Below are 24561 nucleotides of genomic sequence, written 5' to 3'. Positions count from 1 at the left end.
GCCCGGGCAGGTCCGCCCCGGGCTGCTGGCGGCACTGCGCTCGGGCAGTGATCCGGGCGCGCGCAGTTGGGCCGACGAGGTGCGGCGGCTGGAGTCGATCGCCCGTACCGCGGGCGCGGGTGGCGGAAGTGCGCCCAAACCGGCGCCCTCCGCCGCCGCGGAGACCGGGAAGAAACTGGCCGGCCCGGGGGCGCCGGGTGAGGAGGCCGGCCACGTCGTCGCCCTCGCCTTCCCCGACCGGGTGGCGCGCCGGGTGCCCGGCCCCGGCGACCGTTACCTGCTCGCCTCCGGCACCCGCGCCGCCCTTCCCGGCGGCAGCCGCCTCTCCGGGCAGGACTGGCTCGCCGTCGCGGAGGTCAGCCGCGCCGACGGTCACGAGGCCGCGGGCACCGGCGCCGTCATCCGCGCCGCGGCGCCGCTTGTCCCGGTAGATGCCGAAACCGCCGCCGCGCACCTGCTCACCGACACGGTGGTCGCGGCCCTCGACGGCGGCCGGGTGACCGCCCGCCAGGAACGCCGGCTGGGTGCGATCGTGCTGTCCTCCACCCCGGTACGTCCGACGCCGGAAACGGGCCGCGCGGCCGTGGGCCGCGCCCTCGCGGGGGCGGGGCTGGGCGCCATCGGCTGGTCACCTGCTGCCGACGCGCTCCGCCGCCGGCTGGCCCTGCTGCACCGGGAGCTCGGCGCGCCCTGGCCGGATGTCTCGGAGGAGGCCCTGTTGGCCCGGCTGGAGGACTGGCTGGCGCCCGAACTCGAGGCGCTGGCCGCGGGTGGCCGGACTGCCGGCGTCGACCTCCTGGACCCGCTGCGGCGGTTGCTGCCCTGGCCCGAAGCGTCCCGCTTGGCCGAGCTGGCGCCCGAATCCCTGAAGGTTCCCAGCGGCTCGATGGTCCGCATCGATTACCCCGCGGCGGACGACGACGGCGGCCGGCCCGTCGTCGCGGTCAAGCTGCAGGAGTGCTTTGGCTGGGATCGGACGCCCCGGCTGGTGGAGGGCCGGGTGCCGGTGCTTTTCCATCTGCTGTCCCCGGCGCGGCGGCCGCTGGCGGTCACGGACGACCTTGCCTCGTTCTGGTCCGGGCCGTACGCCCAGGTCCGCGCGGAGATGCGCGGACGCTACCCTAAGCACCCGTGGCCGGAGGACCCGTGGACGGCCCCGGCCACCGCGAAGGTCAAGAACCGGATGTAGGCGCCTAGTGGGGCAGGTGCTCCTGGTCCCGGTGGGCCGCCGGTTCGAGCTGGAAGGTGGAGTGCTCAACGGAGATGTCGAAGTGTTCGGCAACGCAGCGCTGCAGGTCGGCCAGGATGGTCGCGGCGTGGCCGTCGGTGAGGCACTCGTCCTCGAGGGTGACGTGCCCGGTAATGACCGGGGTGCCGGACCCCACCAGCGAGGCGTGCAGGTCATGGACGTCGATCACGTGCGGCAGTGCCAGGATGTGGGTCCGCACCTGGCCCAGGTCGAGGCCCTTAGGGGTGCTCTCGAGCAGGACGTGCACGGTCTCCATCAGCAGTTTGAGGGTCCGCGGGATGATCAGCGCACCGATCAGCAGGGACACCAGCGCGTCGGCCCGGGTCCAGCCGGTCCAGGCGATCACCAGGGCGGCGACGATCACCGCCACGGAGCCCAGAGCGTCATTGAGCACCTCGAGGAACGCGGCGCGCATGTTGAAGTTGTGCTTCCGGCCGGCGGCCAGGACCAGCAGGCCCACGGCGTTGCCGGCCAGGCCGATCACGCCGAACCAGAGCATCAGCGAGGATCCCACCTCGGGGGGCTCGAACAGGCGCCGGATGCCTTCGACGATCACGAACGCGCCCACGATCAGCAGAAGCCCCGCCTGCAGGGCCGCGGCCAGGATCTCGGCGCGCTTGAAACCCCAGGTCCGCTTCATGGTGGCGGGCCTGAGCGCCAGGGACGCCGCGATCAGCGCGATCAGCAGGCCGGCCGCGTCCGTGAACATGTGTCCGGCGTCGGCCAGCAGGGCCAGGCTGCCCGAGAGCACCGTGCCGGTGATCTCCGCAACCATGACCAGGACCGTGATGCCGAAGACCAGCAGCAGCCGGGTGCGGTTGCCGTCGGCGTCGACGGCGTGGGAGTGGTCGTGGTGCCCGCTCACGGCGCGCAGTCCTCGTCCGGGCAGGTGCAGATGGGCTCCACGGTGAGGATGACCTCCAGCAGGTCCCCGAGGGCGTGGGCGAGCTTGGCGTCCGAGAGTTCGTAGCGGACCTTGCGCCCGGCCGGTTCGGCGACGACGAGGCCGCAGTCCCGCAGGCAGGCCAGGTGGTTGGAGAGCATCTGCCGGCTTACGCCGAGGGACTCGGCCAGCTCGCCCGGGAACGCCGGCCCGTCCTTGAGCCTCAGCAGGATCGAGGACCGGGTGGGGTCCGCGAGCGCCTTGCCGAACCGGGCCAGGACGCCCGTGCTGGTCAGTGTCTGCATGCGAAAATACTACAGCGATTTCTGTACTGTCGAAGCGGGTATCTTCGCAGCGGTTGGTGTCGGGGGCTAGCCGGCCTCGGCTCCGTCCCAGGCGACGTGCACCCAGCGCTGTCCCTCGTCGTCCCAGGATTCCGAGTGGCCCAGCAACGCCAGGTCCTGAAAACTGACCTCGATGCCGTCGCGTTGCAGGGTGTCACGGAGTTCGTTGGTGGCCTCGCGGACGGCGGACGTCACCGCCTCCGGGTTGTCGGACTCGATGGGGCGGGACGCTTCATAGGGTTTCGTCATGGGACCCATCATTCAGGCTCGGCGCGGATAAGGGAACAGCTGAAGGACCAGCGCCGTCCCCGATCAGCCGGGCGCCGTTGTCCCAGCACACGGCCCGCAGCCAGGCGTCGTCGAGCCGCGGTTCCCGGTCCCGCAGCCGTTCCAGCGCCTCCAGCTGGTGGGCGTAGGGATAGGGGATGTTGGGGAAGTCGCTGCCCAGCACCACCCGGTCACCGAGGTCCGCCAGCCGGGGGAGCAGGCCAGCCGGGAACGGGGTCACGGACTCGAAGAAGTCGGTGAAGGCCATGGTGGTGTCCAGGTGGACGCCGGGGTAGCGGTCGGCCAGGTCCAGGAACTCGGCGTACTCCGGGGCGCCGAGGTGGGCGACGACGGCGGTCAGGTCCGGGTGGCGGCGCAGCACCCCCTCGAGCTTGTCGGGGCCGGTGAACCCGTGCCGGGGGACGGGGCCGGAGCCGACGTGGATGACGACGGGAATGCCGGCGTCGGCCAGGAGTCCCCAGGCCTGGTCCAGGATGGGCTCGCGCAGGTCGAAGCCGCCCACCTGGGCATGGATCTTGAAGACCCTGGCACCGCGGGAGAGGGCCCGCTCCACCTGCCCGACCACGCCTTCCTCCGGGTAGAAGGTAGCGCTGGGGACGCAGTCCGGCTCGGCGGCGGCGAGGTCCAGGGCGAAGTCGGTGAGGTCCGCCGCCATGTCCGGCCGGTGAGCATAGGTCAGGGCGGTGAAGCGCCGGACGCCGAGGGCGCGAAGGGTGGCGAGCCGCTGGTCCTGCGCGGTGCGGTAGGTGATCGGCCAGGGCCGGCCGACCAGGGGGCCGGCCTCGTCGAAATGGGCCCAGACCCGGCGGAGCATCCGTTCCGGGAGGAAGTGGGTGTGGATGTCGATCAGGCCGGGCAGGCCCAGCCGCTGCCACCAGGCCGGGACGTCGGCGTCGGTGAGCTCGGCCGGACCGTGGCCGCCGCTCACTTCCCGGCTCCTTCCGGGGCATGGGACCGGAGGAAGCGGGCCACCGGTTCCGCCAGCCCCGCGCCGATCTGGTCCGCGGGGCGCTTCCTGCCGGCTACGGCGAAGGAGTGGTCCCCGCCGTCGACCCACTGCACCTCGGCGGAGGGCCCGATCCGGGCGGCAACCGTGTCCAACAGGTTCCCGGTGGCGAAGGTGTCCCGGGTGCCCTGCAGGAACAGCATGGGCACGCTCACGCCGTAGAGGTGTTCGTCCCGGAGCTTCTCCGGCTTGCCCGGCGGGTGCAACGGGTAGCCGAGGTAGACAAGGCCGGCCGCCGGCATCCCCTCGGCCACCGCCATGGACGCCATCCGGCCGCCGAAGGACTTCCCGGCCGCCCAGACCGGCTCGCCGGTGGAGCGTTCGCGTGCGGCAGCCATCGCGGCCCGCCACGTTGCGATGGCGACTGGCGGGCGGTCCGGGAACTTCCGCCCGGCCTCCCGGTAGGGGAAGTTGAAGCGGAGGGTGGCGACGCCGTCGTCGTTCAGGGCGGCGGTGAAGCCGGTCATGAAGGGGTGGTCCATGCCGGCGCCGGCCCCGTGTGCCACCACCAGCGTGGCCACCGGGTGGTCGGGCCGGGCGTAGAGGGCGGACACCGCGGTGCCGTCGACGTCGATGCTCAGCGATTCCTCAACCACGGGCACCTGCCGCCCGCGTTCCGGGGATCAGGGCCCTCAGCGCCCAGCCCGCGGCGCACACCAGGGGCACCGCGGCGGCCATCAGGACCACCGGGTTGGGTCGGAATACGCTCCGGCCATCGCGGGCGCCCGCATACACTCCCAGCGGCAGGACAAACCCGCCCCCGCCTCCGCCGGCCCCGCCGGGTTCCTCCCCGGATGCCGGCGCGCTGCCGCCGCCGAACCCGAAGGACACCAGCGCCACGGGCACCACCCGCTCTCCCGCGAGGTCGATCGGCTCGCCGTACGCCCGGGAGACCCCCACCGTCTTGAATGCGTCCGCCAGGGACGCCAATGCCTCAGCCATGGAAGCCACCCTAGCCAGCGGCGGCAGCCGGAGCCAGACGCGGGGCCGCGGCTCCCGTGGCGACCGGACCGGCGACGACGCGCTCCGGGCGGGTGTCGCCGGGACCGGGCGCGCGGTAGCCTGCCCTCATGGCAAGGGAAGAGACGATGGTGACGGTTCCGGGTCCGCACGGCGAGCGGGAGGTCCGGATTTCCAGCCCGTCCCGGCTGGTCTGGCCCGCCGCGGGGGTGACCAAGCTGGACCTGGCGCGGTTCATGATCGACGTCGGCGAGGCATTCCTGGCCGCGAATGGGGACCGGCCCATCACCCTGCAGCGTTTCTCCGGCGACGTCGACGGCGAACAGTTCTTCTCCAAGAATCCGCCCAAGGGGGCGCCGGACTTCGTCAGGTCGGTGCCGGTGGTTTATCCCAGCGGACGCTCCCACCCGCAGCTTGTGATCGACGAAGCAGCTGCCGCGGTCTGGGCGGTGCAGATGAACACCGTGGTTTTCCACCCCTGGGCGTCGCGGGCCGGGAACCCGGACAACCCGGATCAGCTCCGCATCGACCTGGACCCGCAGCCGGGAACCTCCTTCAGGGACGCCGTCCCCGCCGCCCGGGAGCTGCGGAAGGTCCTCGCCGACGTCGGCCTGGAGGCCTTCATCAAGACCTCCGGCAACCGCGGGCTGCACGTGTTCGCGCCGATCGAGCCGGACCACGAGTTCCTGGACGTCCGGCATGCCGTGATCGCCGCGGCCCGTGAACTGGAGCGCCGGATGCCCGAGCAGGTAACCACCGCCTGGTGGAAGGAGGAGCGCGGGGAACGGGTCTTCATCGACTTCAACCAGGCCAACCGGGACCGCACTATGGCCGGGGCCTACAGCCCGCGGGCGCTGCCGGGGGCCACGGTGTCCTGCCCGCTGACGTGGGAGGAACTCGACGACGCCGATCCGGCCGCCCTGACCGTGGCGACGGTGCCGGACCGGCTGCGGTCCACCGGTGACCCCTGGGCCGGGATGCACGCCAACCCCGGCTCGATCGAGGGCCTGCTCGGCTGGTGGGAGCGGGACGCCGCGGCCGGCCTCGGCGAGCTGCCGTTCCCGCCGGACTTCCCCAAGATGCCGGGCGAACCGCCGCGCGTACAGCCCAGCCGCGCCAAAGCCAAGGACTAGCCGGCGGCCGCCCGCCGCCGCTCCAGGACCACGACGTCCCGCCCGAAGGACAACACCAGCAGGCCGAGTGCGGCCGCGACCGCAGCGGTCGCCGCGGCCCCCGGGATGCCGGGCACCAGGGCGAACAGCAGGGCCGCCGGCTGCAGCGCACCGATCACCTTCCGGGCGGCCGACGGCGGCAAAGGTGCGCGAAGCGGCGGCCGGACCCGGCCCGCGGCCTGGAACACGTAATAGAGAAGGCCGGATCCGAGCGCCCAGACGCCAAGGCTGCCCGCCACGGCGCAGGCCAGCACCAGCGTCAGTGCCGCGTCGGTGGCGGTGTCCAGGCGGGCGCCGTCGGCCGAGGCGGTCCCGGTCCGCCGCGCCACCGGCCCGTCCACGGCGTCCAGGGCGAAGGCCGCCGTCCCGACGGCGAGCAGCGGCAGCCCTGACGGGCCGCCGGTCAGCAGCCCCGACGCGGTGAGCGCGGCGCAGCAGGCCACCAGCACCGCCCGGGCCAGGGTGACCCGGTCCGCGGGGGTACAGGACGGGACGGCCCGGCCCAGCAGGTTTGCGCCGGCTCCGGTCAGCACCGCCGCGCCGGCGCCCACCGCGAGCAGTGCGCCCCCGCCGACGGGAAGCGACGGGCCGGCGACCACGGCGACGGCACCGAGGTACGCCACGGCGGCCACGGAAACGTCGGCCACCGCCGGGTGCGGGGCGGTCCGGAGTTCAGTCATGATGCGGCCATGGTATCGCCGCGGGCGCTGCGGGGCCGCTGCCGTAATGCCCCGAAATCCCGGCACCGTGAGCTCCCTGAGGTCCCTGCACCCTAAAGTCGCGCTCACCGCGTTGGGCTCAGGCCGCCGTCGTCGTCCGTCCTCGACCGGCCCGGACGAACCCCGCGGCCGCCGCAACCGCGCCCAGGCCTTCCGCGGCGGCGCTGATCGACTTCTCCCAGAACCAGACCGGGTCGTACATCGCGGGGAAGGGAACGAACGCGGGGATATCGACGTAGCGGTAGAGCACCACGGCGGCGAAGGCGCTCAGGGAAACGAGGAACGCGAAGGCAAACGCCGCCCGGGAACCCCGCCAAAGGACGGCGACGGCGGCGAGCGCGGCGGCGGCCGCCTCGACGACAAAGAGCGTGCCCTGTCCGAGTCCCTGCGGCGAGCCGGCCTGGTAGCCGGGCGCCAGGTGAAGATGGACCCCGGCGTCGACGGCCAGGCAGCCGGCCGTCAGCAGCCGCAGGGCAAGGCCCCGGCTCCGGTGGCCGGCAACGCCCCGGTGTGCGGTGGCGCTCATTTGACCACCAGCGTTCCGTGCATGTTGGGGTGGAAGGTGCAGTGATAGGTGTAGGTGCCGGGCGTCCCCGGCGCGGTGAAGGTGGCCGTGCCGCCGCTGCCCTTGACCGTGACGTCGAAGGTGCCGCCCTGATCGGCGGTGACGGTGTGCGCGGCGCTGTCCGTGTTTGTGACCGTGACGGTGCTGCCCGCCGCCACCTCAAGGGTCGGGCCGTAGGCGAAGTTCTTGATGGTTATGGCGGCCCCGGCGGACGGTGACGTCGACGCGCCGGAAGAGGCAGTGGTAGCGGACGCGCCCGTGCTTGTTGAGGCGGCTGTGCTCGTCGAGGTGCCGGCGGTGTCCATCGGCATGGCGGCGCTCGCGGAGGTGCCGGACGGGGGAGCCGTGCCGCCTCCCGAGCCGCAGCCGGCCACACCCAGCACCAGGGCCGCGAGCGCAGCGACGACGCCACATTTTCTTCCGGTGACCATGACCCACCTCCGGCGAATCAGTTGACCTAAGCAACCCGCCTTAATTCTGCTCCTCATCGGTGCGGATGGCGCCGGGCATTTTGGCGGGTATTGCGGTGAGGGGGGCCGGGGCCGCCGCCGAGACGGCCTCGGTCCTAGCGTGACCCCGAGCGGGTGGCCTCCCACTCGCCGCGAAGGATCGAGAAGACTTCCTTGTCGTAGCGGGACCCGTCGAACACCCAGCTGCTGCGGAGCACGCCCTCCGAACGCATGCCGAGCCGCCGGGCGATGGCGACGCTGCGCAGGTTGTCGGTCCGGCACCGCCACTCCACCCGGGAGACGCCGCGTTCCTCGAAGGCCCATTCCATCAGCAGGGCGACCGAGCGGGTGACGAGTCCGCGGCCCACCGCGCCGGGTTCCAGCCAGCAGCCGACCTCGCAGATGCCCCAGCCGGCGTCGAAGGCCACGAACATGACGCCGCCAATGATGCTGTCCCCGTCCCAGAGGCCGTAGATGCGGGCGCCGTCGCGGGCGGTGGCCGTGGCGTAGCGCTGCAGGGTGGCCCGGGCGCCCTCGACGGTGTCGGTGACGAAAGCCGGTCCCACCCAGGGGCGGATGTGGTCCCGGGCCCGGTCCATGTGCTCGGCGAAGGCCGGGGCGTGCCACGGCTCCAGGGGTTTCAGGACGACGCCGTCCCGGACGGCCGTTTCAAACAGTGAAGAAGGCATGCCGGGAGCTTAGCTGATAGGCCGGCGCGGTCAGGCGGCCTTGACCAGGGGGAGTTCGTCCCAGTGGGTGGTGTAGCGGGGGGAGAGCATGTCCCGCCTCATGCTCCAGTCCGGTCCGCCCCGGATGCCGCCGAAGCCCAGTCCGATGGAGCCGCGGCCGTAGCGGCGTGTGATGTCCTCCACCAGGCTCCCGATGTGGCGTTCCTCGCGCGGATTTTCGAACGGGGACAGCGGTGCCTGGTTCCCGGTGGGCCGAAGGTCGGTGACCATGATGCCGGCCTTCGCGTACTTCACGCCGTCCACGATGCGGGGCAACAGCGCATGCGCCGCCCGCGTCAGGATCACCGGATCCGCCGTCGGCATCGGCAGGACCACACTGACCGTGGGGAACGAGACGTCCCGGGCGTTGAAGTGCGAGGTGCCCGCGAACGCGGTGAGGAGCTTCGCCTGCAGTCCGTGCCGGGACAGCCGGGCGGAGGCCTGTTGCCCGTAGACGCTCAGGACCTGCCGGAACCCGGCTGCCGAAGTCAGCGGGGTGGAGAAGGAACGGGAGAAGATCAGTTGGTCCCGTCCGATGCGTTCCTCTTCCAACGGGATGCATGGGGTGCCCTGCAGTTCCAGGACGGTGCGCATCATGACCACGGAGAACCGGTCGCGGATCATCACCGGGTCCGCGCGGGCCAGGTCCAGGATCGAGTGGATGCCGAGGGCGTTGAGCCGCTTGGTCAGCCGGGTGGCGACGCCCCAGATTTCGATCACCGACAGGCTTCGCATCAGGCGCTCGCGGGCGGCGGCGGGCACGGACTCCCAGTGGCAGACGCCGTCGAAGGCAGGATTGTTCTTGGCCCACTTGTTGGCCAGCTTCGCCAGCGTCTTGGTGGGGGCGATGCCGACGCAGACGGGCACGCCGACGTTGCGTCGCACCGCCGTCTTCATCTGTCCGCCCAGCGCCAGCAGTTCCGCAGGGGTGCCCTTCACCCCCAGGAATGCCTCGTCGATGCTGTACACCTCCAGCCAGGCGGAGAAGCGGCCCAGCAGTTCCATCACCCGGGCGCTGATGTCGCCGTAGAGTTCGTAGTTGCTGGACAGCGCCACCAGTCCCCACTCCCTGGCCCGTGGGGCGAGCTTGAACCACGGCTCGCCGAGGGGAATCCCAAGCCGCTTCGCCTCGGGTGACCGCGTGACGGCACAGCCATCGTTGTTGGACAGCACGACGACGGGACGGCCCTCCAGGGCGGGGTTGAAGGCGCGCTCGGCGGACGCGTAGAAGCAGTTGACGTCCACAAGGGCGATCTGGGGCAGCTGGCGCATCGGGGCGGGCCTGGCCATGACGGCGCCCTAAACCACGTGGAGGCAGCGCGTGGCGACGCCCCAGACCACGAGTTCGGACAGGGACGGAACCCTGATGTCCGGGTAGGCCGGGTTCTCGGCCTGCAGCACCACCCCGTTGCGGGTGATCCGTAGCCGCTTGATGGTCAGCTCGCCGTCCAGGACCGCGACGACGACGGATCCGTCCACGGGTGTCAGCGCCCGGTTGACGATCAGTTCGTCCCCGTCGCTGATCCCGGCGCCCTCCATGGAGTCCCCGGAGACCCGGACCACGTAGGTGCTGGTGATGTCCTTGATCAGGTGCTCGTTCAGGTCGATGCGGCCGTCGAAGTAGTCCTGCGCGGGCGAGGGATAGCCGGCCGCCACCGGCACCGGCGAGATCAGCACCGAGAGGAGGGAAGTGCCCGCGTCTATCACGCGGGGTCCGATAATTGCGCCCACAACACACCTTAGTTCGAATATATGTTCTAATCTAAGTGTAAACCCGGGGGCGGACACTGGACCGGGGGAAGCCCTTCGGTAGTAGGCTTCGGGGGTTGGCCGCGCCGGGCGGCCCGCTGTTTGGGGGTAGTGGTGGCACGAGCACGTTGGCTGGCGGTTGTGGCTGTGGGAGCTGCCCTGTGCGGCGGGGCTGGGCAAGCCGTCGCGGCCCAGGCCGTCGCGGCGCCGGCCGCCTTGGCGCCGGCGGAGGTGGTATCGACGGGCGGGACGCCGGTCGACGTCGTCGTCGGCCCGGACGGAACCGCCTACATCGGCGGCTACGACGGCCCCGGCGGGGTCCTGGTGATTCCGCCGGGCGAGCCGGGCCCTACGCGCCGGATCACGACCGGCCCCAACGTGGCCGGACTGGCCCTGGGGCCGGACGGAACGCTCTACGTGGCCCAGCAGCAGGGTGGCTCCGTCGGCGGGGCCGAGATCGGCGTCGTGCCTCCCGGTGCCGCGGCCGTCGCCCGGACCATCCCGGTGTCGAGGGGCAACCACCTGATTGCCGCCGGCCCTGACGGCACAGTGTATGTGCCGAACCCGGAGAACAAAACGGTGCTTGTCCTTGCCGCCGGGGGCACGGCGGTGGACCATGTCATCGGGGTCGGGGCGGGACCGGTGGAAGTCGCCGTCGGCGCGGACGGCACCGCCTACGTGGTCAACCAAATCGAGGGCACGGTCTCGATCGTTCCCGCCGGCCAGGCCGCGGCATCCCACACGATTCCCACCGGGACGGTGGCCGGCACCACGGAGAATCCCCACGACATCGCCGTCGCCCCGGACGGCACGGTCTACGTCACGAACATCAGCACGAACAAGGTTGCGGTCATCGGGACGGGGGCGGACCGGGTGGGCTACACCATCTATGTCCCCGGCGGCCCCACCGAGGCGGCGCTCGGACCCGACGGGACGCTCTACGTGTCGAGTGTCCTCACCCCGGGGATATCGGTGATCAAGCCAGGCTCCCGGACCGTCGATTCCACCATCCCGACCGAGGGACGCCCCGGGCACCTCGCGGTGGCCCCGGACGGCAGCATCATCGCGGCGACGCCGGGCACCGGCCTGGGCAACGGGTCGGTCTCCCGCTACGCACCGCCGGCGCCGTTCCCTGCCCCGGGCCCGGCCGGCCCCGGGGCAGGGAACGGCGCAGGAGTGGGGAACGACGCCGCGGTGGGAAACAATGCCGGGCCCTCGCCGTGGAGTTCGCCCGGCGTCGTTGCGGGTGCCGGCGGAGTGGCGGTGATCGTCGTCGCCGCCCTGGTGCTGTTGCTGGGCCGACGCCGTTCCCTCAGAGCCGACGGACGCGACGGCGACGTTACCGCCGAACAGGCGTAGGGCTGGGCCGTCCCGATCCAGTAGCGGCGCTTGCCGTTCCGGGTGTCCTCGTAGGCGCCGCCGTTCTTTTCGATCGTGGCGCGGGAGCCCGCGTTGTCCTCGTCGCAGGTCAGGAGTGCCCGATCGATTCCCAGGCCGCGGGCGATCGGCAGCGCCTCCGCCAAGGCTCCGGCGGCATGACCGCGCCGCCGCGCCGACGGGCGGACGCTGTAGCCGATGTGCCCCACCTCGTTGAGGAGGAATTCGTTCAGGTGGTGGCGGACCGCCAGGGAGCCAAGGAATTCGCTGCCCTCGACAATCCAGAGATACGTACAGGGCACGTAGCCGGGCTTCCGCGGAGTCCCCGGTCGCGCGTCCCGGCGCAGAGCCTCCACAAAATCGGCGAACGCGGCGGAACCCGCCAGGTCCGCGTCGGGCCGATGCTCTATCCCGCCGCCATCCTGGTGCGCGCCGTCGAACTCGGCAAAGGCCTCCAGCCAGGAGGCGTGATACGTGTTGTCGGGTACGGTAAGCCGGGCCATGCCCCGATCCTAGCCGGGCCGCGGTGTAACCCTGTGGACCCGTGCGGCTACTCGAAGCGGGACGGGTCACCCATGCCGCGGCGGACCACCTCGGCGGCACCGCCTGAAAAGTCGATCACGGTGGTGGGCTCCGCGCCGCACTCGCCGGAGTCGATGACGGCGTCGACCACGTGGTCCAGCCGCTCCTTGATCTCCCAGCCCTGCGTCAGCGGCTCCTCCTCGTCCGGCAGCAGCAGCGTGCTGGAGAGCAGCGGTTCGCCCAGCTCCGCCAGGATGGCCTGGACCACGGTGTGATCCGGAATTCGCACCCCCACGGTCTTCTTCTTCGGGTGCAGCAGCCGCTTCGGGACCTCCTTGGTGGCCGGCAGGATGAAGGTGTAGCTGCCGGGGGTCACCGCCTTGATGCTCCGGAAGACGTCGTTGTCGATCTGGACGAATTGACCCAGCTGCGCGAAGTCCTTGCAGACCAGGGTGAAGTGGTGCTTGTCGTTCAGGTGCCGGATGGCCCGGATCCGGTCCAGCGCCTCCCGGTTGCCCAGCTGCGCGCCGAGGGCGTAGCAGGAGTCCGTCGGGTAGGCGATCAGGCCCCCGGACTTGAGCAGCTCCACCACCTGGGTGATGGAACGCGGCTGCGGGTTGTCGGGGTGGACATCGAAGAATCTCGCCATGGCATGAGCTTACGCCCGGCCGCGCGGGGCACATCCATTCCGGCCCGGCGGCTGTGTCGCGTTTCATTTGGGCCCGGATCGGTGCTACCCCTTGAGGGACACCGCGCGACGGACGCACCGATGCAGCACCGACGAAGAGGAGTAGTACATGACTTTGCCCCGGGATGAAGACAGCTCACTGCGGCACTGGAGCGCGCGTCTGATCCAGGCCCTGCAGATCCTCGACCTGGAGGTGGACCACGAGAAGCTCGTGCAGCTCGCCGACGAATCGGTCAAGGCGGTGGGTCCGCACGCCGACGCCGTCAGCGCCTTCATCGTCGGCTTCGCCGCCGGAACGGCGTCCACCCACGGGCGCAAGAGCGTCGACGAGGCCGTCACGGCCGCCGCGGACAAGGTGATCGAGCTGTGCGAGCACGGCGAAGAGGGCGGCCCGGACGAGAAGGGCTGGACCAAACGGGCCCAGTAGCCCGCACAAAACGCACAGGCAACAGCCGGCAGGCCGCATCCCCGAGGGGACGCGGCCTGCCGGCTTTTCCGGAGAGATGCTAGGCGGACACCGTCACGCCGGGGGCGGCGTGCAGGCGTCCCGGGCCGTCCGGCTGCTGGTCCGCGCTGGCTTCGAGCCGCACGATGACGGCCTTCGAGATGGGCGTGTTGCTTCCCTCCGCGGTGTGGTTCAGCGGCACCAGGACATTGGCCTCCGGGTAGTACGCTGCGGCACAGCCGCGCGACGTCGGGTACGAGACCACGCGGAACTTGCGCAACACGCGCTCCTCGCCGTCGTCGTGCACGCCGTGAATGTCCACGTACAGACCGTCCGTGAGCCCCAGCTCGGCGATGTCGTCCGGGTTGACGAACACCACGTGGCGGCCCTTCTTGATGCCGCGGTACCGGTCGTTGTGCCCGTAGATGGTGGTGTTGAACTGGTCGTGGGAGCGCATGGTCTGCAGGATCAGCGTGCCCTCGGGGCGTTCGACGTGTTCGAGGTAGTTCACCGTCAGCACGGCCTTGCCCGTGGGCGTGGCGAAGGTGCGCGAATCGCGGGGACCGTTCTCGAGGATGAAGCCGCCTTCCTGGCGGATCCGCTCGTTGTAGTCCTGGCAGCCGCCCACCACCCGGGAGATGTGGTCGCGGATCAGATCGTAGTTCTTCTCGAAGCCGTCCCAGTCCGCCGCGATCCTGTCGCCCACCAGGGCCTTGCCCAGGCGGCTGAGGATCGCGGGTTCGGAGAGCAGGTGGTGGGAGACCGGTTCCACGCTGCCCCACGAGGGGTGCACGGCGCAGACGGTGTCCTCAACGGAAACGAACTGCTCGCCGGATTCCTGGATGTCGATCTCGGTCCGGCCCATCGTGGGCAGGATCAGCGCCTCGGCGCCGGTCACCACGTGCGAGCGGTTGAGTTTGGTGGAGACCTGTACGGTCATCTCCGTGCCGGCCATGGCGGCCTCCGCGGCGTTGGTGTCCGAGACGGCGGCCACGAAGTTACCGCCCATCGCCATGAAGAACTTGATCTCGCCTTCGCGCATCTTGTTGATGGTTTCGACGGCGTCCACGCCGTGTTCGCGCGGCGGCTCGAAGTCGAACTCCTTTCCGAGCGCCTCCATGAAGGACTGCGGCATCTGCTCCCAGATACCCATGGTCCGGTCACCCTGGACGTTGCTGTGGCCGCGGATCGGGGAGGCGCCGGCCCCGGGCTTGCCCATGTTGCCGCGCAGCAGCAGGAGGTTGATGATCTCCTTGATGGTGGCCACGCCCTTCTTCTGCTGCGTGACGCCCATGGCCCAGGTGATGATGACCTTGTCCGCCTTCAGGTACCGGGCGGCCAGCTCGTCGATCTCCTCGGAACGCAGCCCGGTGGCCTCCAGGACCTCCCGCTCGTCCAGCTGCGCGAGGTGTTCCTTCAGTTCGTCCAGGCCCTCGCAGTGCTCGGCCAGGAACGCATGGTCCAGGACCGTCCCGGGGTTGCGGGCCTCGGCGTCGAGGACGCGCTTGGAGACGGCCTGCAGCAGGGCCATGTCCCCGCCGATCCGGATGTGCATGAACTGGTCGGCGATGGAGGTTCCGTGGCCGATCACGCCGCGGACCTTCTGCGGGTTCTTGTAGCGGTGCAGCCCGGCCTCCGGGAGCGGGTTCACGGCCACGATCTCGCCGCCGTTGTGCTTGCAGTTCTCCAGCTCGGTCAGCATGCGCGGGTGGTTGGTACCCGGGTTCTGGCCCATGATGATGATCAGGTCGGCGTCGGCGTAGTCGTCGAAGTTCACGGTCGCCTTGCCGATGCCGATGGTCTGGCCCATCGCCCAGCCGGAGGACTCGTGGCACATGTTGGAGCAGTCCGGCAGGTTGTTGGTGCCGTAGCCGCGCACCAGCAGCTGGTAGAGGAAGGCCGCCTCGTTGGAGGTGCGGCCGCTGGTGTAGAAGGACGCCTCGTCCGGGGAACCCAGGCCGTGGAGCTTGTCCGTGACGATCCGGATTGCCTCATCCCAGGAGACGGGGCTGTAGTGGTCTTCGCCGGCGGCCTTGAACACCGGTTCGGTGAGGCGGCCCTGCATGCCGAGCCAGTAGTCGGACCGGTCGCGCAGTTCGCTGACCGAGTGCTCGGACCAGAACGACGACGGAATCACCAGCGGCGTCGCCTCCCAGGTGACGGCCTTGGCGCCGTTCTCGCAGAACTCGAACGCCTTGCGGTGGTGCGGGTCCGGCCAGGCGCAACTGGGGCAGTCGAAGCCGTCCTTCTGGTTCATCTTGAGGACCGTTTTGCGGGTCCGGTTGGGACCCATCTGCTTGATTGCCGGCTCCATGGAGTGGTAGACGCCGGGAACTCCGGCCGCCCAGTGCTTGGGCCGGTCGCCGACCTCCAGGTCCTTTTCGTTCGGTTCCTGTACCTCAGGTGTCTTGCGAGCCACGACAACTTCCCTTCTGCAGACGCCGCCGTTAGCCCGGCGGCGGGCACAACTCCTCTACGCACCCTACCCGCCTACGTGAGACACGACTCTCAGCCGGACCGGAGCGCCGCGGGGAATCGGCGGGGGCGGGCTATTCGGCCGCGCGTTCGGCGAGCGTCGCCTGGATCTCCCGACGCAGGACCTTACCGATCAGCGAGCGCGGGAGCCGCTCCATGACCACCACCCGCCGCGGCACCTTGTACGCGGCCAGGTGTTCCCGCGCGAAGTCCCGCAGGGCGCCGGGGTCCACGGCGCCGCCGGCGTCGGGCACGACGGCGGCCACCACGTCCTCGCCGCCGCCGGGCCGGGGGACGCCCACCACGGAGACCTCCGCGACGCCGGGGAACCTGGCCAGGACGTCCTCCACCTCGGTGGGCGAGACGTTGAAGCCGCCGGTGATGATCAGCTCCTTGATCCGGTCCCTGATGGTCACGAAGTGGTCCTTGTCGACGGAGACGATGTCACCGGTCCGGAACCAGCCGCCCTCCAGCAGGGCCTCCTCGGTCTCCTGCGGGCGGTTCCAGTAGCCGGCGAAGACCTGCGGGCCGCGAATCAGCAGTTCGCCTTGTTCGCCGGGCGCCCGGTTGACGGCGACGTTCCGGGGATCGACCACGCGGATGTCGGTGAGCGGGAAGGGGACCCCCACGGTGCCGGGCTTGCGGCTCGGGCCGAAGGGGTTGCCCACGGAGATCGGCGAGGTCTCGGTCAGGCCGTAGCCTTCGATCAGGTACCCGCCGGTGGCCTTTTCCCAGGTCTCCACCGTGGCCACCGGGAGGTTCATGGCTCCGGAGATGGAGTACCGGATGCCCCGCAGGCTCACGCCCCGGCGGGCTGCCTCCGCGGCGAGCCGGTCATAGATCGGCGGGACGGCGGGCAGGAACGTCGCCGGCGAGCGCCGGTGCGCCTTCAGGACCAGGCCGGCGTCGAACTTCGGGAAGAGCACCAGCCGCGCCCCGATGCTCAGCGAAAAGGTCATGCAGAGCGTGAGCCCGTAGGCATGGAACATCGGCAGGACGGCGTAGACGGTTTCCTTCCCGTCCTGGAGGCCGGGTACCCAGGCGCGGCCCTGCGCGGCGTTGGCCTGCAGGTTCGCGTGCGTGAGCATGGCACCCTTCGGTGCGCCGGTGGTGCCGCTGGTGTATTGCAGGACCGCCAGGTCCCCGGGCGCGGGCCGCTGGTGGCGCCGCTTGAGCCGCCCGGCGTCCAGCAGCCGGTGCCATGGCAGCACCTGCCGTTGAACGACGGCGGCCCGGGTTCCGCGCGCCGGCTTCCCGGCGGCCAGGGCGGCGCGTGCCTTCCGTGCGGAGGGCAGTGGAAGCCGCAGCGCCAGCCGTTTGCCCAGCGGCATGGCCGGGATCAGCTCCACCGACACCACGGTGCGGACGCCGATGTCCGCCGGCAGCCGCAGCACCCGGTCCACGGCCTTGTCCCAGACGATCGCGACGGTGGCGCCGTGGTCCTCGAACTGATGGCGCAGCTCGCGGTCCGTGTACAGGGGGTTGTGTTCGACGACGACGGCGCCCAGGCGCAGCACCGCGTAGAAAGCAATGACGTGCTGCGTGCAGTTGGGTAGGACCAGGGCCACCCGGTCCCCGGCGGCCACCCCCAGCTTCTGCAACCCGGCGGCCACACGGTTGATCTGCGCGCCGAGCTCCCGGTAGCTGGTCCGCGCACCGAAGAACTCCAGCGCCGTCCGGCTGCCGTAGCGCCGAACGGACGCCTCCACCATGTCCACCAGCGACCCGGTGGGCAGCACCAGGTCGGCCGGAACGCCGTCGCTGTAGAGGGCGGTCCAGGGGCGGTCCGCCCACGGGAGGCCCGGCACCTGTGGTTCCGGGAGATTCTTCTGCTTCATGCCTGGTCCTTGCCGTGGGGAGGGGGTCCGGCCGCTGACGGGTCGGGGCAGTGGTTCGCGGCGGCTGCGGGACAAGTCGGCCGCCCCGAAAAAGCCTACTGCCCGGTACCGGGTCCCGGAGCGATGGGCGCTCCCAGTGGGCGGTCACGGCGGGCTGTCCGCACGGTGGCGAGGGGCGCCGCGGCGCCGTGACTTTCGGCCCTAGGGAGCGTGGGCGATTGCGCGGAAGGTGGGGGTGACGGACTCGGGAACGGAACGCACCATGACACACGACCGGCCTTCCCTGCGGTTCCTCGGTGCGACAGACACCGTGACCGGTTCCCGGTACCTGCTCGAATCCGGCGGCCGCCGCGTCATGGTGGACTGCGGGCTGTTCCAGGGCTACAAGCGGAGCAGGGAACGCAACCGGACCCCGTTTCCCGTCCCGCCGCACACTATCGACGCCGTCGTCCTCACCCACGCCCACCTGGATCACACGGGCTACGTCCCGGCCCTGGTCCGGGACGGCTTCAAGGGGCCCGTCTACGCCACCGACGGCACCACCGAACTGTGCAAGCTGATCCTGCCGGACAGCGGCTACCTCCAGGAGGAGGAGGCCAAGTACGCGACCCACCGGGGGTCGGCCAGCCACTCGCCGGCCCTCCCGCTTTATACGGCGGCGGACGCGGTCAGGTCGCTGAACAGCTTCAAGGTCAGGGAGTTCGATGACCCGCTGGAGCTCGGCGGCGGCATGGAGTTGACGTTCGTGCCGGCGGGCCACATCCTGGGCGCCGCCCAGGTGCACGTCCGGTTCGGCTCGCAGTCGCTCCATTTCACCGGGGACCTGGGCCGGAGCGATGATCCGTTCATGTATCCGCCCCGGCCGCTGGGAGATGTGGACGTCCTGGTCACCGAATCCACCTACGGGAACCGGAAACACGCGGAGGCGGACCCGGAAGAGCAGCTGGGGGAGATCGTCCGGCGGGTAGCCAAACGCGGGGGCGTGGTCCTGTTCGCCGCGTTCGCCGTCGGCCGCGCTGAAACCCTGATGCTCTACCTCTCCAGGCTGCGGCGGAAGAACGCCATCCCGGACATCCCCATCTACCTCAACAGCCCCATGGCCATCGACGCCTCGGACATGTACCAGCGCCACCCGGAGGAACACCGGCTCCGGCCCGAGGAGTACCGGGGCATGTACACCGTGGCCACCTTCACCCGCAGCGTGGACGACTCAAAGCTGCTAAACCTGCGCGGCGGGCCGATGATCATCATCTCCGCCAGCGGCATGCTCACCGGCGGCCGGGTGCTGCACCACCTCGCGGCGTACGGGACGGACCCGAAGAACGCCGTCGTCCTCAGCGGCTACCAGGCCGGCGGGACCCGGGGAGCGGCGCTCGCCGCCGGCGAGCGCAACGTGCGGGTCTACGGCGAGGACCTGACCATCCGGGCCGAGGTCATCCAGATGGAGAACCTCTCCGCCCACGCGGACACCGACGGGCTGATCGCCTGGATGAAGGCCGCGCCGCGGGCCCCGCGCATCGCCTACGTCACCCACGGCGAGCCGGACGCCGCAGACGCCCTGCGGCTGCGGATCAAACGGGAGCTGGGCTGGCGGGCCCGGGTTCCGGAGTACCTGGAACGGGTCGACCTGGGGAACCCGCGGTGAGCGCGCAGGTCACCCGCTCGGCGGTGTTGAGTGAGATCCACGCCCTGGCCCGGCCTTTGCGCAGCGACCGGGACCTCGACGCCGTCGTCCGGCGCGCGGCGGACTGCCGGTTCACCGCCATCGGGGAGGCCTCCCACGGCACGCATGACTTCTATACCTGGCGGGCCACGTTGAGCCGCCGGCTGATCGAGGAGCTGGGCTACACCTGGATCGGGGTGGAGGGGGACTGGCCGGACTGTTGGCGGATCAACCAGTGGGTGCGCGGCATCACGGGGGCGGAACAGGGCGTGCATTCGCTGCTGGCGGGGTTCCAGCGCTGGCCCACCTGGATGTGGGCGAACGAGGAGGTGGCGGCGTTCCTGGACTGGCTGCGGACCTGGAACCTGCACCGGCCGTTGTCCCGGCGCGTGGGCTTCTACGGCTTGGACGTGTACTCGCTCTGGGACTCGCTGCGGGAGATCATCGCCTGGCTCCAGGCCCACCAGCCCGACGCCGTCCCCGCGGCGATGCGCGCCTGGCAGTGCTTCCTGCCCCACCACGAGGACCCGCACCAGTACGCGTGGAGCACGCGCCTGGTCCCGCAGTCCTGCGAGGCCGACGTTGTCGCCCTTCTTCGGGAGATCCGCGCCCGGGCCTTCGACGCCGCGGAGCACGAGGACGACGACGCGTTCGACGCCGTCCAGAACGCGGAGGTCGCCGCCAACGCCGAGCACTACTACCGGATCATGGTCCGCGGCGACCGGCAGTCCTGGAATGTCCGGGACCATCACATGGCGGACAGCATCGACCGGCTGAGCCACCACCTGGGGCCGGAGTCCCGCGGCATCGTCTGGGCCCACAACACGCACGTGGGCGACGCGCGGGCCACGGACATGGCGGTGGACGGGCTGGTCAACGTGGGGCAACTGCTGCGGGAGCGGCACGCCGCCGACGGGGTGGCGCTGGTGGGCTTCGCCGGCCACCGCGGCACCGTGCTGGCCGCCGGGGCCTGGGGGACCCCGGAACGGATCCTGGAAGTCCCGGTCGCCCGGCCGGACAGCCACGAGGCGTTCCTGCACGAGGCGCTGGGTGTGCCCGCGGTGCTGGACTTCGGCGAGGACCGCACCGGCCCGTGGCTGGGCACCTGGCTGGGGCACCGGGCGATCGGCGTCGTCTACAACCCGGAGCGCGAGCGCGGCAATTACGTGCCCACACGGATGGGGGACCGCTACGACGCCCTGATCTGGCTCGAGGAGACCTCCGCCGTCCGGCCGGTCCACCACGAGGGACCGCCGCGCGAACCCGAATTCGAGACCGAGCCCAGCGGCTTTTAGCCCCTGCCGCAGCGGCGTGCCTGCCCCGAAAAGGTGCGGGGCTTAAGGCCCTAACCCGCCCCGCGGACCCGGGACACACTGAGGTGTCGGCGGCTCCCAGGGGCGGCCGGCGCGTCATGCCAGACAGCAGCGGCCACGGCAGCGGCTCGTGCGGCGTCCGGGCGCAGCGGTCACAGAAGGGTGCGCTGCCGGGACCGCCGCGGCGGGGCGGCCAGCCTGGCCTACGACGGAAAAGAGCGATCAGCATGAGTAAACCAATCGTCGTCGGCGTCAACGGGTCCGCGGGCAGCGACGCCGCGCTGGCCTGGGCGCTGGAACGGGCCGCCGCGGACAACGCCCCGGTCCTCTGCGTCCACGCCGTGGACGACCGCTGGATGTCCCCGGACTTCCAGTACCACGAGCTGATCCGCCAGTCCGGGATGGAGCTGCTGGAGAAGGCCAAGGCCGCCGCCGCTAAGCAGGCCCCGGACGTCACGGTCGACACCGAACTGCGGCACGGCAGCCCGGGCGCGGCGCTGCGCGAGGCGTCCCAGTCTGCCGCCCTCGTGGTGGTGGGCGGCCACGACAAGCACTGGCTCGACGGCGGCCCCATGACGGACCGCGCGCTGCAGGTGGCGTCCGCCTCCGAATGCCCGGTGGCGGTCATCCCCACCCAGCGCGGCACCGGCAACCGGGGCGTGGTGGTCGGCGTCGACGGCTCCGAGGAATCCCTGCAGGCCGTGGCCTACGCCGCCGCCGAGGCGGACCGCGGCGGCGACGAACTGACCGCGGTCCTCGCGTTCCGGAACCCGGCCCGCTGGGTGGAACGGCAACTGCCCGAGAGCGGACTGGCCGAGACGATCGTCGAGGAGGACCGGGTGGTGCTGGCCGAATCCGTCGCCGGGCTGCACGACAAGTACCCGGACCTGGTGGTCCATCAGCGCCTGGAAACAGACACCGACCCCGCGAAGGCCCTCTCGGACCTGGCGGGGGAGGCGCGCCTGCTGGTGATCGGAAGCCGCGGACGCGGCGGCTTCTCCCGGCTGGTGCTCGGCTCGACCGCACACGCGGTGCTCCTGAATGTCCCGTGTCCCACCGTCGTGACACGGGTCCACAAGGTCAAGCACGGCGACTGAGCGGTCCTGCCGACGGGAAGCCCCCTCCACGGAGGGGGCTTTTCCCGTGTCCGGGCCGGTGCGAGGATGGGGCGGTGGATTCGATACTGACCTTCGTGGGCCATTACTGGTGGCTCGTGTTCCCGCTCAGCGCCCTGGGCGGCAGCTGGGCCGGCGCCTGGCGGAAGGCCGCCGAACGGCGGCACCGGCGCCGGGTGGAGCTGTACCAGCTGAAGAACCGGCAGGCCGAGGCGGAGCAGAGCAGCCGGGCGGAGGTGCAGCAGGTCCTGGACGCCCATGACGCCGTCAACCGCCGCTGGCTGGACTATGAGCTCGACGTCGGCAAACTCATCGACTTCCCCGCCATGACGGACGTCCGGGAACCCCTCACGGTGGCGTTCCTGCGCGCCAAGCGGGACGCGGACGGCCTCCGCCCGGCGGGAACGGAGCCGCCGGCCGCCGCCCGGCTCGCCGAGTACCGGAACGCCGTCAACGCCTTCGAGGTGGCCTTCGACGTCGCCGAACGCGAGGCCAGGCGGATCCGCGACAGCAAGTTCACCGGCCCGGAACGCGACCGGCTCGCCACCGCCCGGAAACTGCTCCGGATCGCCTCCGACGCCGGGTCCACCCCGGCCGAACGGCAGACGGCGTACAAGCGGGCGCGGCGGGAACTGGACGGGCTGATCGTGCTCCCGGACGCGACGACGGCGGCCCTGGAGGCCAGGATCGCCGTCGCCCTCGACGCCGGGACGAGCGAAGACCTCCCGCGCCCCTGAGCGGGCGGCGCCGCTTCGGCCGCCCCCGGGTGCCGGGGCAGGCTTTCCCGCTGTTTTGCCGTGCCCCCGTTGGCACGTACGATCTATAGGGTTTCAGGACAGCTTTGGTGAACCGCGCAAGTGGCACCTGCCAAACGGCGGGTGAACAGTGAATGACAAGGCCGCCACGGGGAATGAAACTGCTGACCGTCGACTCTGCAGATTGGGCAACAGGTGGAAATCACCGTAATGGTGGCGCTAGTCATAGCACTGGCGCTGTTCTTCGACTTCACAAACGGGTTCCATGACACCGCCAATGCGATGGCCACGCCCATCGCCACCGGTGCCATCAAGCCCCGCACCGCCGTCGCACTCGCCGCGGTGCTGAATCTCGTGGGCGCGTTCCTGTCCACCGAGGTGGCCAAGACCGTCTCCGGCGGCATCATCCGTGAGGGCTCGGACGGCATCCAGATCACCCCGGAAATCATCTTCGCCGGCCTCATGGGCGCGATCCTCTGGAACATGATCACCTGGCTCAAGGGCCTGCCCTCGAGCTCCTCGCACGCGCTGTTCGGCGGGCTCATCGGCGCCGCCATCGCCGGCATCGGGCTGCACTCGGTCAACTTCACCTCCGTCCTGCAGAAGGTGCTCCTGCCCGCCGTGTTTGCGCCGGTGATCGCCGCGATCGTCGCCTACATCTGCACCCGGCTGGCCTACGCCCTGACCGCCCGGCACGATCCTGAGACCGGGAGCAAGCTGACCCAGAAGCGCGGCGGCTTCCGCACCGGCCAGATCTTCACCTCCAGCCTGGTGGCCCTGGCCCACGGCACCAACGACGCCCAAAAGACCATGGGCATCATCACCCTGGTCCTCATCGCCGCCGGCAGCCAGGCACCGGGCACCGGACCCCAGCTCTGGGTGATCGCTGCCTGCGCCCTCGCCATCGCCATCGGCACCTATTCCGGCGGCTGGCGGATCATCCGCACCATGGGCTCGGGCCTGACCGAGGTCAAGCCCGCGCAGGGCTTCGCCGCCGAGACCAGCACCGCCGCCGCCATCCTGGCCTCCTCGCACCTGGGCTTCGCGCTTTCCACCACGCACGTGGCCTCTGGCTCCGTCATCGGCTCCGGCATGGGCCGCCGCGGCACCACCGTGCGCTGGGGCACCGCCGGCAAGATCGTCATTGGCTGGCTCTTCACCCTCCCCGCAGCCGGCATCGTCGGCGCCCTCACCGCCCTGCTGGTGCACACCGGAACGGTCGGGTTCATCATCGCCGCCGTCGCCGGCACGGCCGCGGTGGTCTACATGTTCGTCGCCTCCCGGAAGTCCCACGTCGGCAGCCACAACGCCGTCGAGGTCGAAGAGGCCGGCCAGGCCATCCGGTTCGCGAAGAAGAAGGCAGCAGCCGTCAGCCGCGGCAACAAGTCCAAAGGTGGCCGTAAGTAAATGAAATGGCTTGAACTCTTCCAGGTGGCCGGCGCGACCCTCGTCGCCGCGGTGCTCATCACCGTTTTGTACTCACTCGGGGTGCGGCTCACGGCCATCGCCGGCGACAGCAGGACCGAGCAGCCCGGCTGGGTCCGGCCGCTGTCCTACGCCTGCTTCGGCCTCTGCGGCATCGCCGTCCTGGCCGGGCTGTACCTGATCATTCCCTACTTCTCCAAGTAGCGGCTCAAAGTAGCGGCGGGGTCCGGGCCCCCGCGGGGCTGGGAACCCGGCGGGCCCTTGGCTAGGCTGGGCCCATGGCTGACTTCCAGTACTTTGTCGCGGCATCCCTGGACGGCTACATCGCCACGGACGCGGACGGCCTCGACTGGCTGCTGCAGTTCGACGGGTTCGACGGCGGCGCCGAGAGCTACGATGCGTTCCTCGCCGGCGTCGGGTGCGTCGTCATGGGCGGCGGGACCTACGCGTGGCTGCTGGACCACCTGTCCGAGGGCTGGCCGTACCCCGGCATCCCGTGCTGGGTCTTCACCCACCACGAACTCGGGCACGTGCCCGGGGCGGACATCACCTTCGTGCGGGGTCCCGTCGCCGAATTCGCCGACGACCTCAGCTCCGCGGCAAAGGGCCGGAACGTCTGGGTGGTGGGCGGGGGAGTGCTCGCCGCACAGTTCGCCGACGCCGGGCTCCTGGGCGAGCTGATTCTCTCCGTCATCCCGGTGGTCCTGGGCCGGGGCAAACCGCTGCTGCCCCTCGCCGGTCCGACGGCGCCGCTGGAGCTCCTGGAATCCCGGACGATGGGCCGGGGCGTGGTAGAGCTGCGATACCGGCTGCCCGCCCGTTCCTGAGCCGAC

At 70.9% G+C, this 24561-nt stretch carries 26 protein-coding genes and 1 pseudogene; 11 read left to right on the top strand and 16 right to left on the bottom strand.

All coding sequences use genetic code 11. The features are described from left to right. A partial coding sequence (locus AB0305_RS03400) for an ATP-dependent helicase C-terminal domain-containing protein (protein ID WP_366171357.1) occupies positions 1-1189 on the top strand: 1189 nt, incomplete at its 5' end. A gap of 4 nt (positions 1190-1193) precedes the next feature. On the opposite strand, the gene AB0305_RS03395 is transcribed toward AB0305_RS03400, so the two are convergent. The 6 genes from AB0305_RS03395 to AB0305_RS03370 form a co-directional block, all read right to left on the bottom strand. Beyond that, positions 1194-2114 carry a cation diffusion facilitator family transporter gene (locus tag AB0305_RS03395; protein ID WP_364137515.1) on the bottom strand — a complete coding sequence of 307 codons (921 nt, stop codon included), beginning with the start codon at positions 2112-2114 and terminating at the stop codon, positions 1194-1196. After that, positions 2111-2437 carry a metalloregulator ArsR/SmtB family transcription factor gene (locus AB0305_RS03390; protein WP_364137513.1) on the bottom strand — a complete coding sequence of 109 codons (327 nt, stop codon included), beginning with the start codon at positions 2435-2437 and terminating at the stop codon, positions 2111-2113. The genes AB0305_RS03395 and AB0305_RS03390 overlap by 4 nt, the downstream gene beginning before the upstream one ends. Positions 2438-2503: 66 nt before the next feature. Beyond that, positions 2504-2725, bottom strand: a complete 222-nt coding sequence (locus AB0305_RS03385; RefSeq protein ID WP_290257971.1) for a hypothetical protein — start codon at positions 2723-2725, stop codon at positions 2504-2506. Then, a complete protein-coding gene (locus AB0305_RS03380; protein ID WP_364137511.1) occupies positions 2709-3692 on the bottom strand; it encodes an amidohydrolase family protein in 984 nt (327 codons plus the stop codon). Before AB0305_RS03380 ends, AB0305_RS03385 begins: the two co-directional genes overlap by 17 nt. Next, a complete protein-coding gene (locus AB0305_RS03375; protein WP_364137509.1) occupies positions 3689-4372 on the bottom strand; it encodes an alpha/beta family hydrolase in 684 nt (227 codons plus the stop codon). Before AB0305_RS03375 ends, AB0305_RS03380 begins: the two co-directional genes overlap by 4 nt. Continuing rightward, positions 4359-4712: a hypothetical protein gene (locus AB0305_RS03370; RefSeq protein WP_364137507.1), complete on the bottom strand. Its 354-nt coding sequence runs from the start codon at positions 4710-4712 to the stop codon at positions 4359-4361. Before AB0305_RS03370 ends, AB0305_RS03375 begins: the two co-directional genes overlap by 14 nt. 128 nt (positions 4713-4840) lie before the next feature. Between AB0305_RS03370 and ligD the strand changes: the two genes are divergently transcribed. Next, entirely contained in the window at positions 4841-5863 is a 1023-nt protein-coding gene (gene ligD / locus AB0305_RS03365; RefSeq protein WP_364137505.1) for a non-homologous end-joining DNA ligase, read from the top strand. Here the strand turns inward: ligD and AB0305_RS03360 are convergent. The 6 genes from AB0305_RS03360 to umuD form a co-directional block, all read right to left on the bottom strand. Next, entirely contained in the window at positions 5860-6582 is a 723-nt protein-coding gene (locus AB0305_RS03360; protein ID WP_364137503.1) for a CDP-alcohol phosphatidyltransferase family protein, read from the bottom strand. The genes ligD and AB0305_RS03360 overlap by 4 nt on opposite strands. 118 nt (positions 6583-6700) lie before the next feature. Then, positions 6701-7147 (bottom strand): hypothetical protein, encoded by a 447-nt coding sequence (locus AB0305_RS03355; RefSeq protein WP_364137501.1) that lies wholly within the window; start codon positions 7145-7147, stop codon positions 6701-6703. Beyond that, positions 7144-7617 carry a cupredoxin domain-containing protein gene (locus tag AB0305_RS03350; protein ID WP_364137499.1) on the bottom strand — a complete coding sequence of 158 codons (474 nt, stop codon included), beginning with the start codon at positions 7615-7617 and terminating at the stop codon, positions 7144-7146. The genes AB0305_RS03355 and AB0305_RS03350 overlap by 4 nt, the downstream gene beginning before the upstream one ends. 134 nt (positions 7618-7751) lie before the next feature. Next, positions 7752-8324: a GNAT family protein gene (locus tag AB0305_RS03345; RefSeq protein ID WP_364137497.1), complete on the bottom strand. Its 573-nt coding sequence runs from the start codon at positions 8322-8324 to the stop codon at positions 7752-7754. 30 nt (positions 8325-8354) lie between these two features. Next, the gene (locus AB0305_RS03340; protein WP_364137495.1) at positions 8355-9653 is read right to left on the bottom strand and encodes a Y-family DNA polymerase; all 1299 of its coding nucleotides are present in this window, start codon (positions 9651-9653) and stop codon (positions 8355-8357) included. Positions 9654-9662: 9 nt separating this feature from the next. Then, on the bottom strand, positions 9663-10094 hold the full coding sequence (gene umuD / locus AB0305_RS03335) for a translesion error-prone DNA polymerase V autoproteolytic subunit (RefSeq protein WP_364137493.1): 432 nt from the start codon (positions 10092-10094) through the stop codon (positions 9663-9665). Positions 10095-10253: 159 nt separating this feature from the next. On the opposite strand from umuD, the gene AB0305_RS03330 reads away from it, so the two are divergent. Next, a complete protein-coding gene (locus AB0305_RS03330; protein WP_364137492.1) occupies positions 10254-11471 on the top strand; it encodes a hypothetical protein in 1218 nt (405 codons plus the stop codon). A gap of 71 nt (positions 11472-11542) precedes the next feature. Here AB0305_RS03330 and AB0305_RS03325 read toward each other — a convergent pair. Continuing rightward, positions 11543-11992, bottom strand: a pseudogene (locus tag AB0305_RS03325) (GNAT family N-acetyltransferase); the annotation flags it as partial. Positions 11993-12039: 47 nt separating this feature from the next. Next, a complete protein-coding gene (locus AB0305_RS03320; protein WP_364137490.1) occupies positions 12040-12660 on the bottom strand; it encodes an L-threonylcarbamoyladenylate synthase in 621 nt (206 codons plus the stop codon). Between the two features lie 148 nt (positions 12661-12808). Between AB0305_RS03320 and AB0305_RS03315 the strand changes: the two genes are divergently transcribed. Beyond that, positions 12809-13126: a DUF6457 domain-containing protein gene (locus tag AB0305_RS03315; RefSeq protein ID WP_290257957.1), complete on the top strand. Its 318-nt coding sequence runs from the start codon at positions 12809-12811 to the stop codon at positions 13124-13126. 79 nt (positions 13127-13205) lie between these two features. On the opposite strand, the gene AB0305_RS03310 is transcribed toward AB0305_RS03315, so the two are convergent. Then, on the bottom strand, positions 13206-15563 hold the full coding sequence (locus AB0305_RS03310) for an FdhF/YdeP family oxidoreductase (protein WP_364137488.1): 2358 nt from the start codon (positions 15561-15563) through the stop codon (positions 13206-13208). 130 nt (positions 15564-15693) lie between these two features. Next, entirely contained in the window at positions 15694-17457 is a 1764-nt protein-coding gene (locus AB0305_RS03305) for a long-chain-fatty-acid--CoA ligase (protein WP_364137486.1), read from the bottom strand. A 262-nt stretch (positions 17458-17719) separates the two neighbouring features. Here AB0305_RS03305 and AB0305_RS03300 point away from each other — a divergent pair, with 262 nt between their 5' ends. The 7 genes from AB0305_RS03300 (at position 17720) to AB0305_RS03270 (ending at position 24555) form a co-directional block, all read left to right on the top strand. Continuing rightward, positions 17720-19102 carry an MBL fold metallo-hydrolase gene (locus tag AB0305_RS03300; RefSeq protein WP_364137485.1) on the top strand — a complete coding sequence of 461 codons (1383 nt, stop codon included), beginning with the start codon at positions 17720-17722 and terminating at the stop codon, positions 19100-19102. Next, a complete protein-coding gene (locus tag AB0305_RS03295; protein WP_364137483.1) occupies positions 19099-20415 on the top strand; it encodes an erythromycin esterase family protein in 1317 nt (438 codons plus the stop codon). Before AB0305_RS03300 ends, AB0305_RS03295 begins: the two co-directional genes overlap by 4 nt. Positions 20416-20660: 245 nt before the next feature. Then, on the top strand, positions 20661-21530 hold the full coding sequence (locus AB0305_RS03290; protein ID WP_364137481.1) for a universal stress protein: 870 nt from the start codon (positions 20661-20663) through the stop codon (positions 21528-21530). Between the two features lie 74 nt (positions 21531-21604). Further along, on the top strand, positions 21605-22285 hold the full coding sequence (locus AB0305_RS03285) for a hypothetical protein (protein ID WP_364137479.1): 681 nt from the start codon (positions 21605-21607) through the stop codon (positions 22283-22285). A gap of 213 nt (positions 22286-22498) precedes the next feature. Beyond that, complete coding sequence (locus AB0305_RS03280; protein WP_364137477.1) at positions 22499-23710, top strand: inorganic phosphate transporter; 1212 nt, start codon at positions 22499-22501, stop codon at positions 23708-23710. Beyond that, positions 23711-23932 (top strand): hypothetical protein, encoded by a 222-nt coding sequence (locus AB0305_RS03275; RefSeq protein ID WP_364137475.1) that lies wholly within the window; start codon positions 23711-23713, stop codon positions 23930-23932. 74 nt (positions 23933-24006) lie between these two features. Then, positions 24007-24555: a dihydrofolate reductase family protein gene (locus AB0305_RS03270; protein ID WP_364137473.1), complete on the top strand. Its 549-nt coding sequence runs from the start codon at positions 24007-24009 to the stop codon at positions 24553-24555. Positions 24556-24561 lie beyond the last annotated feature (6 nt).

The organism is Arthrobacter sp. NPDC080086, assembly GCF_040702285.1.
The sequence above is the reverse complement of the archived record's forward strand: the minus strand, read 5'-3'. Positions and strand labels throughout refer to the sequence as shown.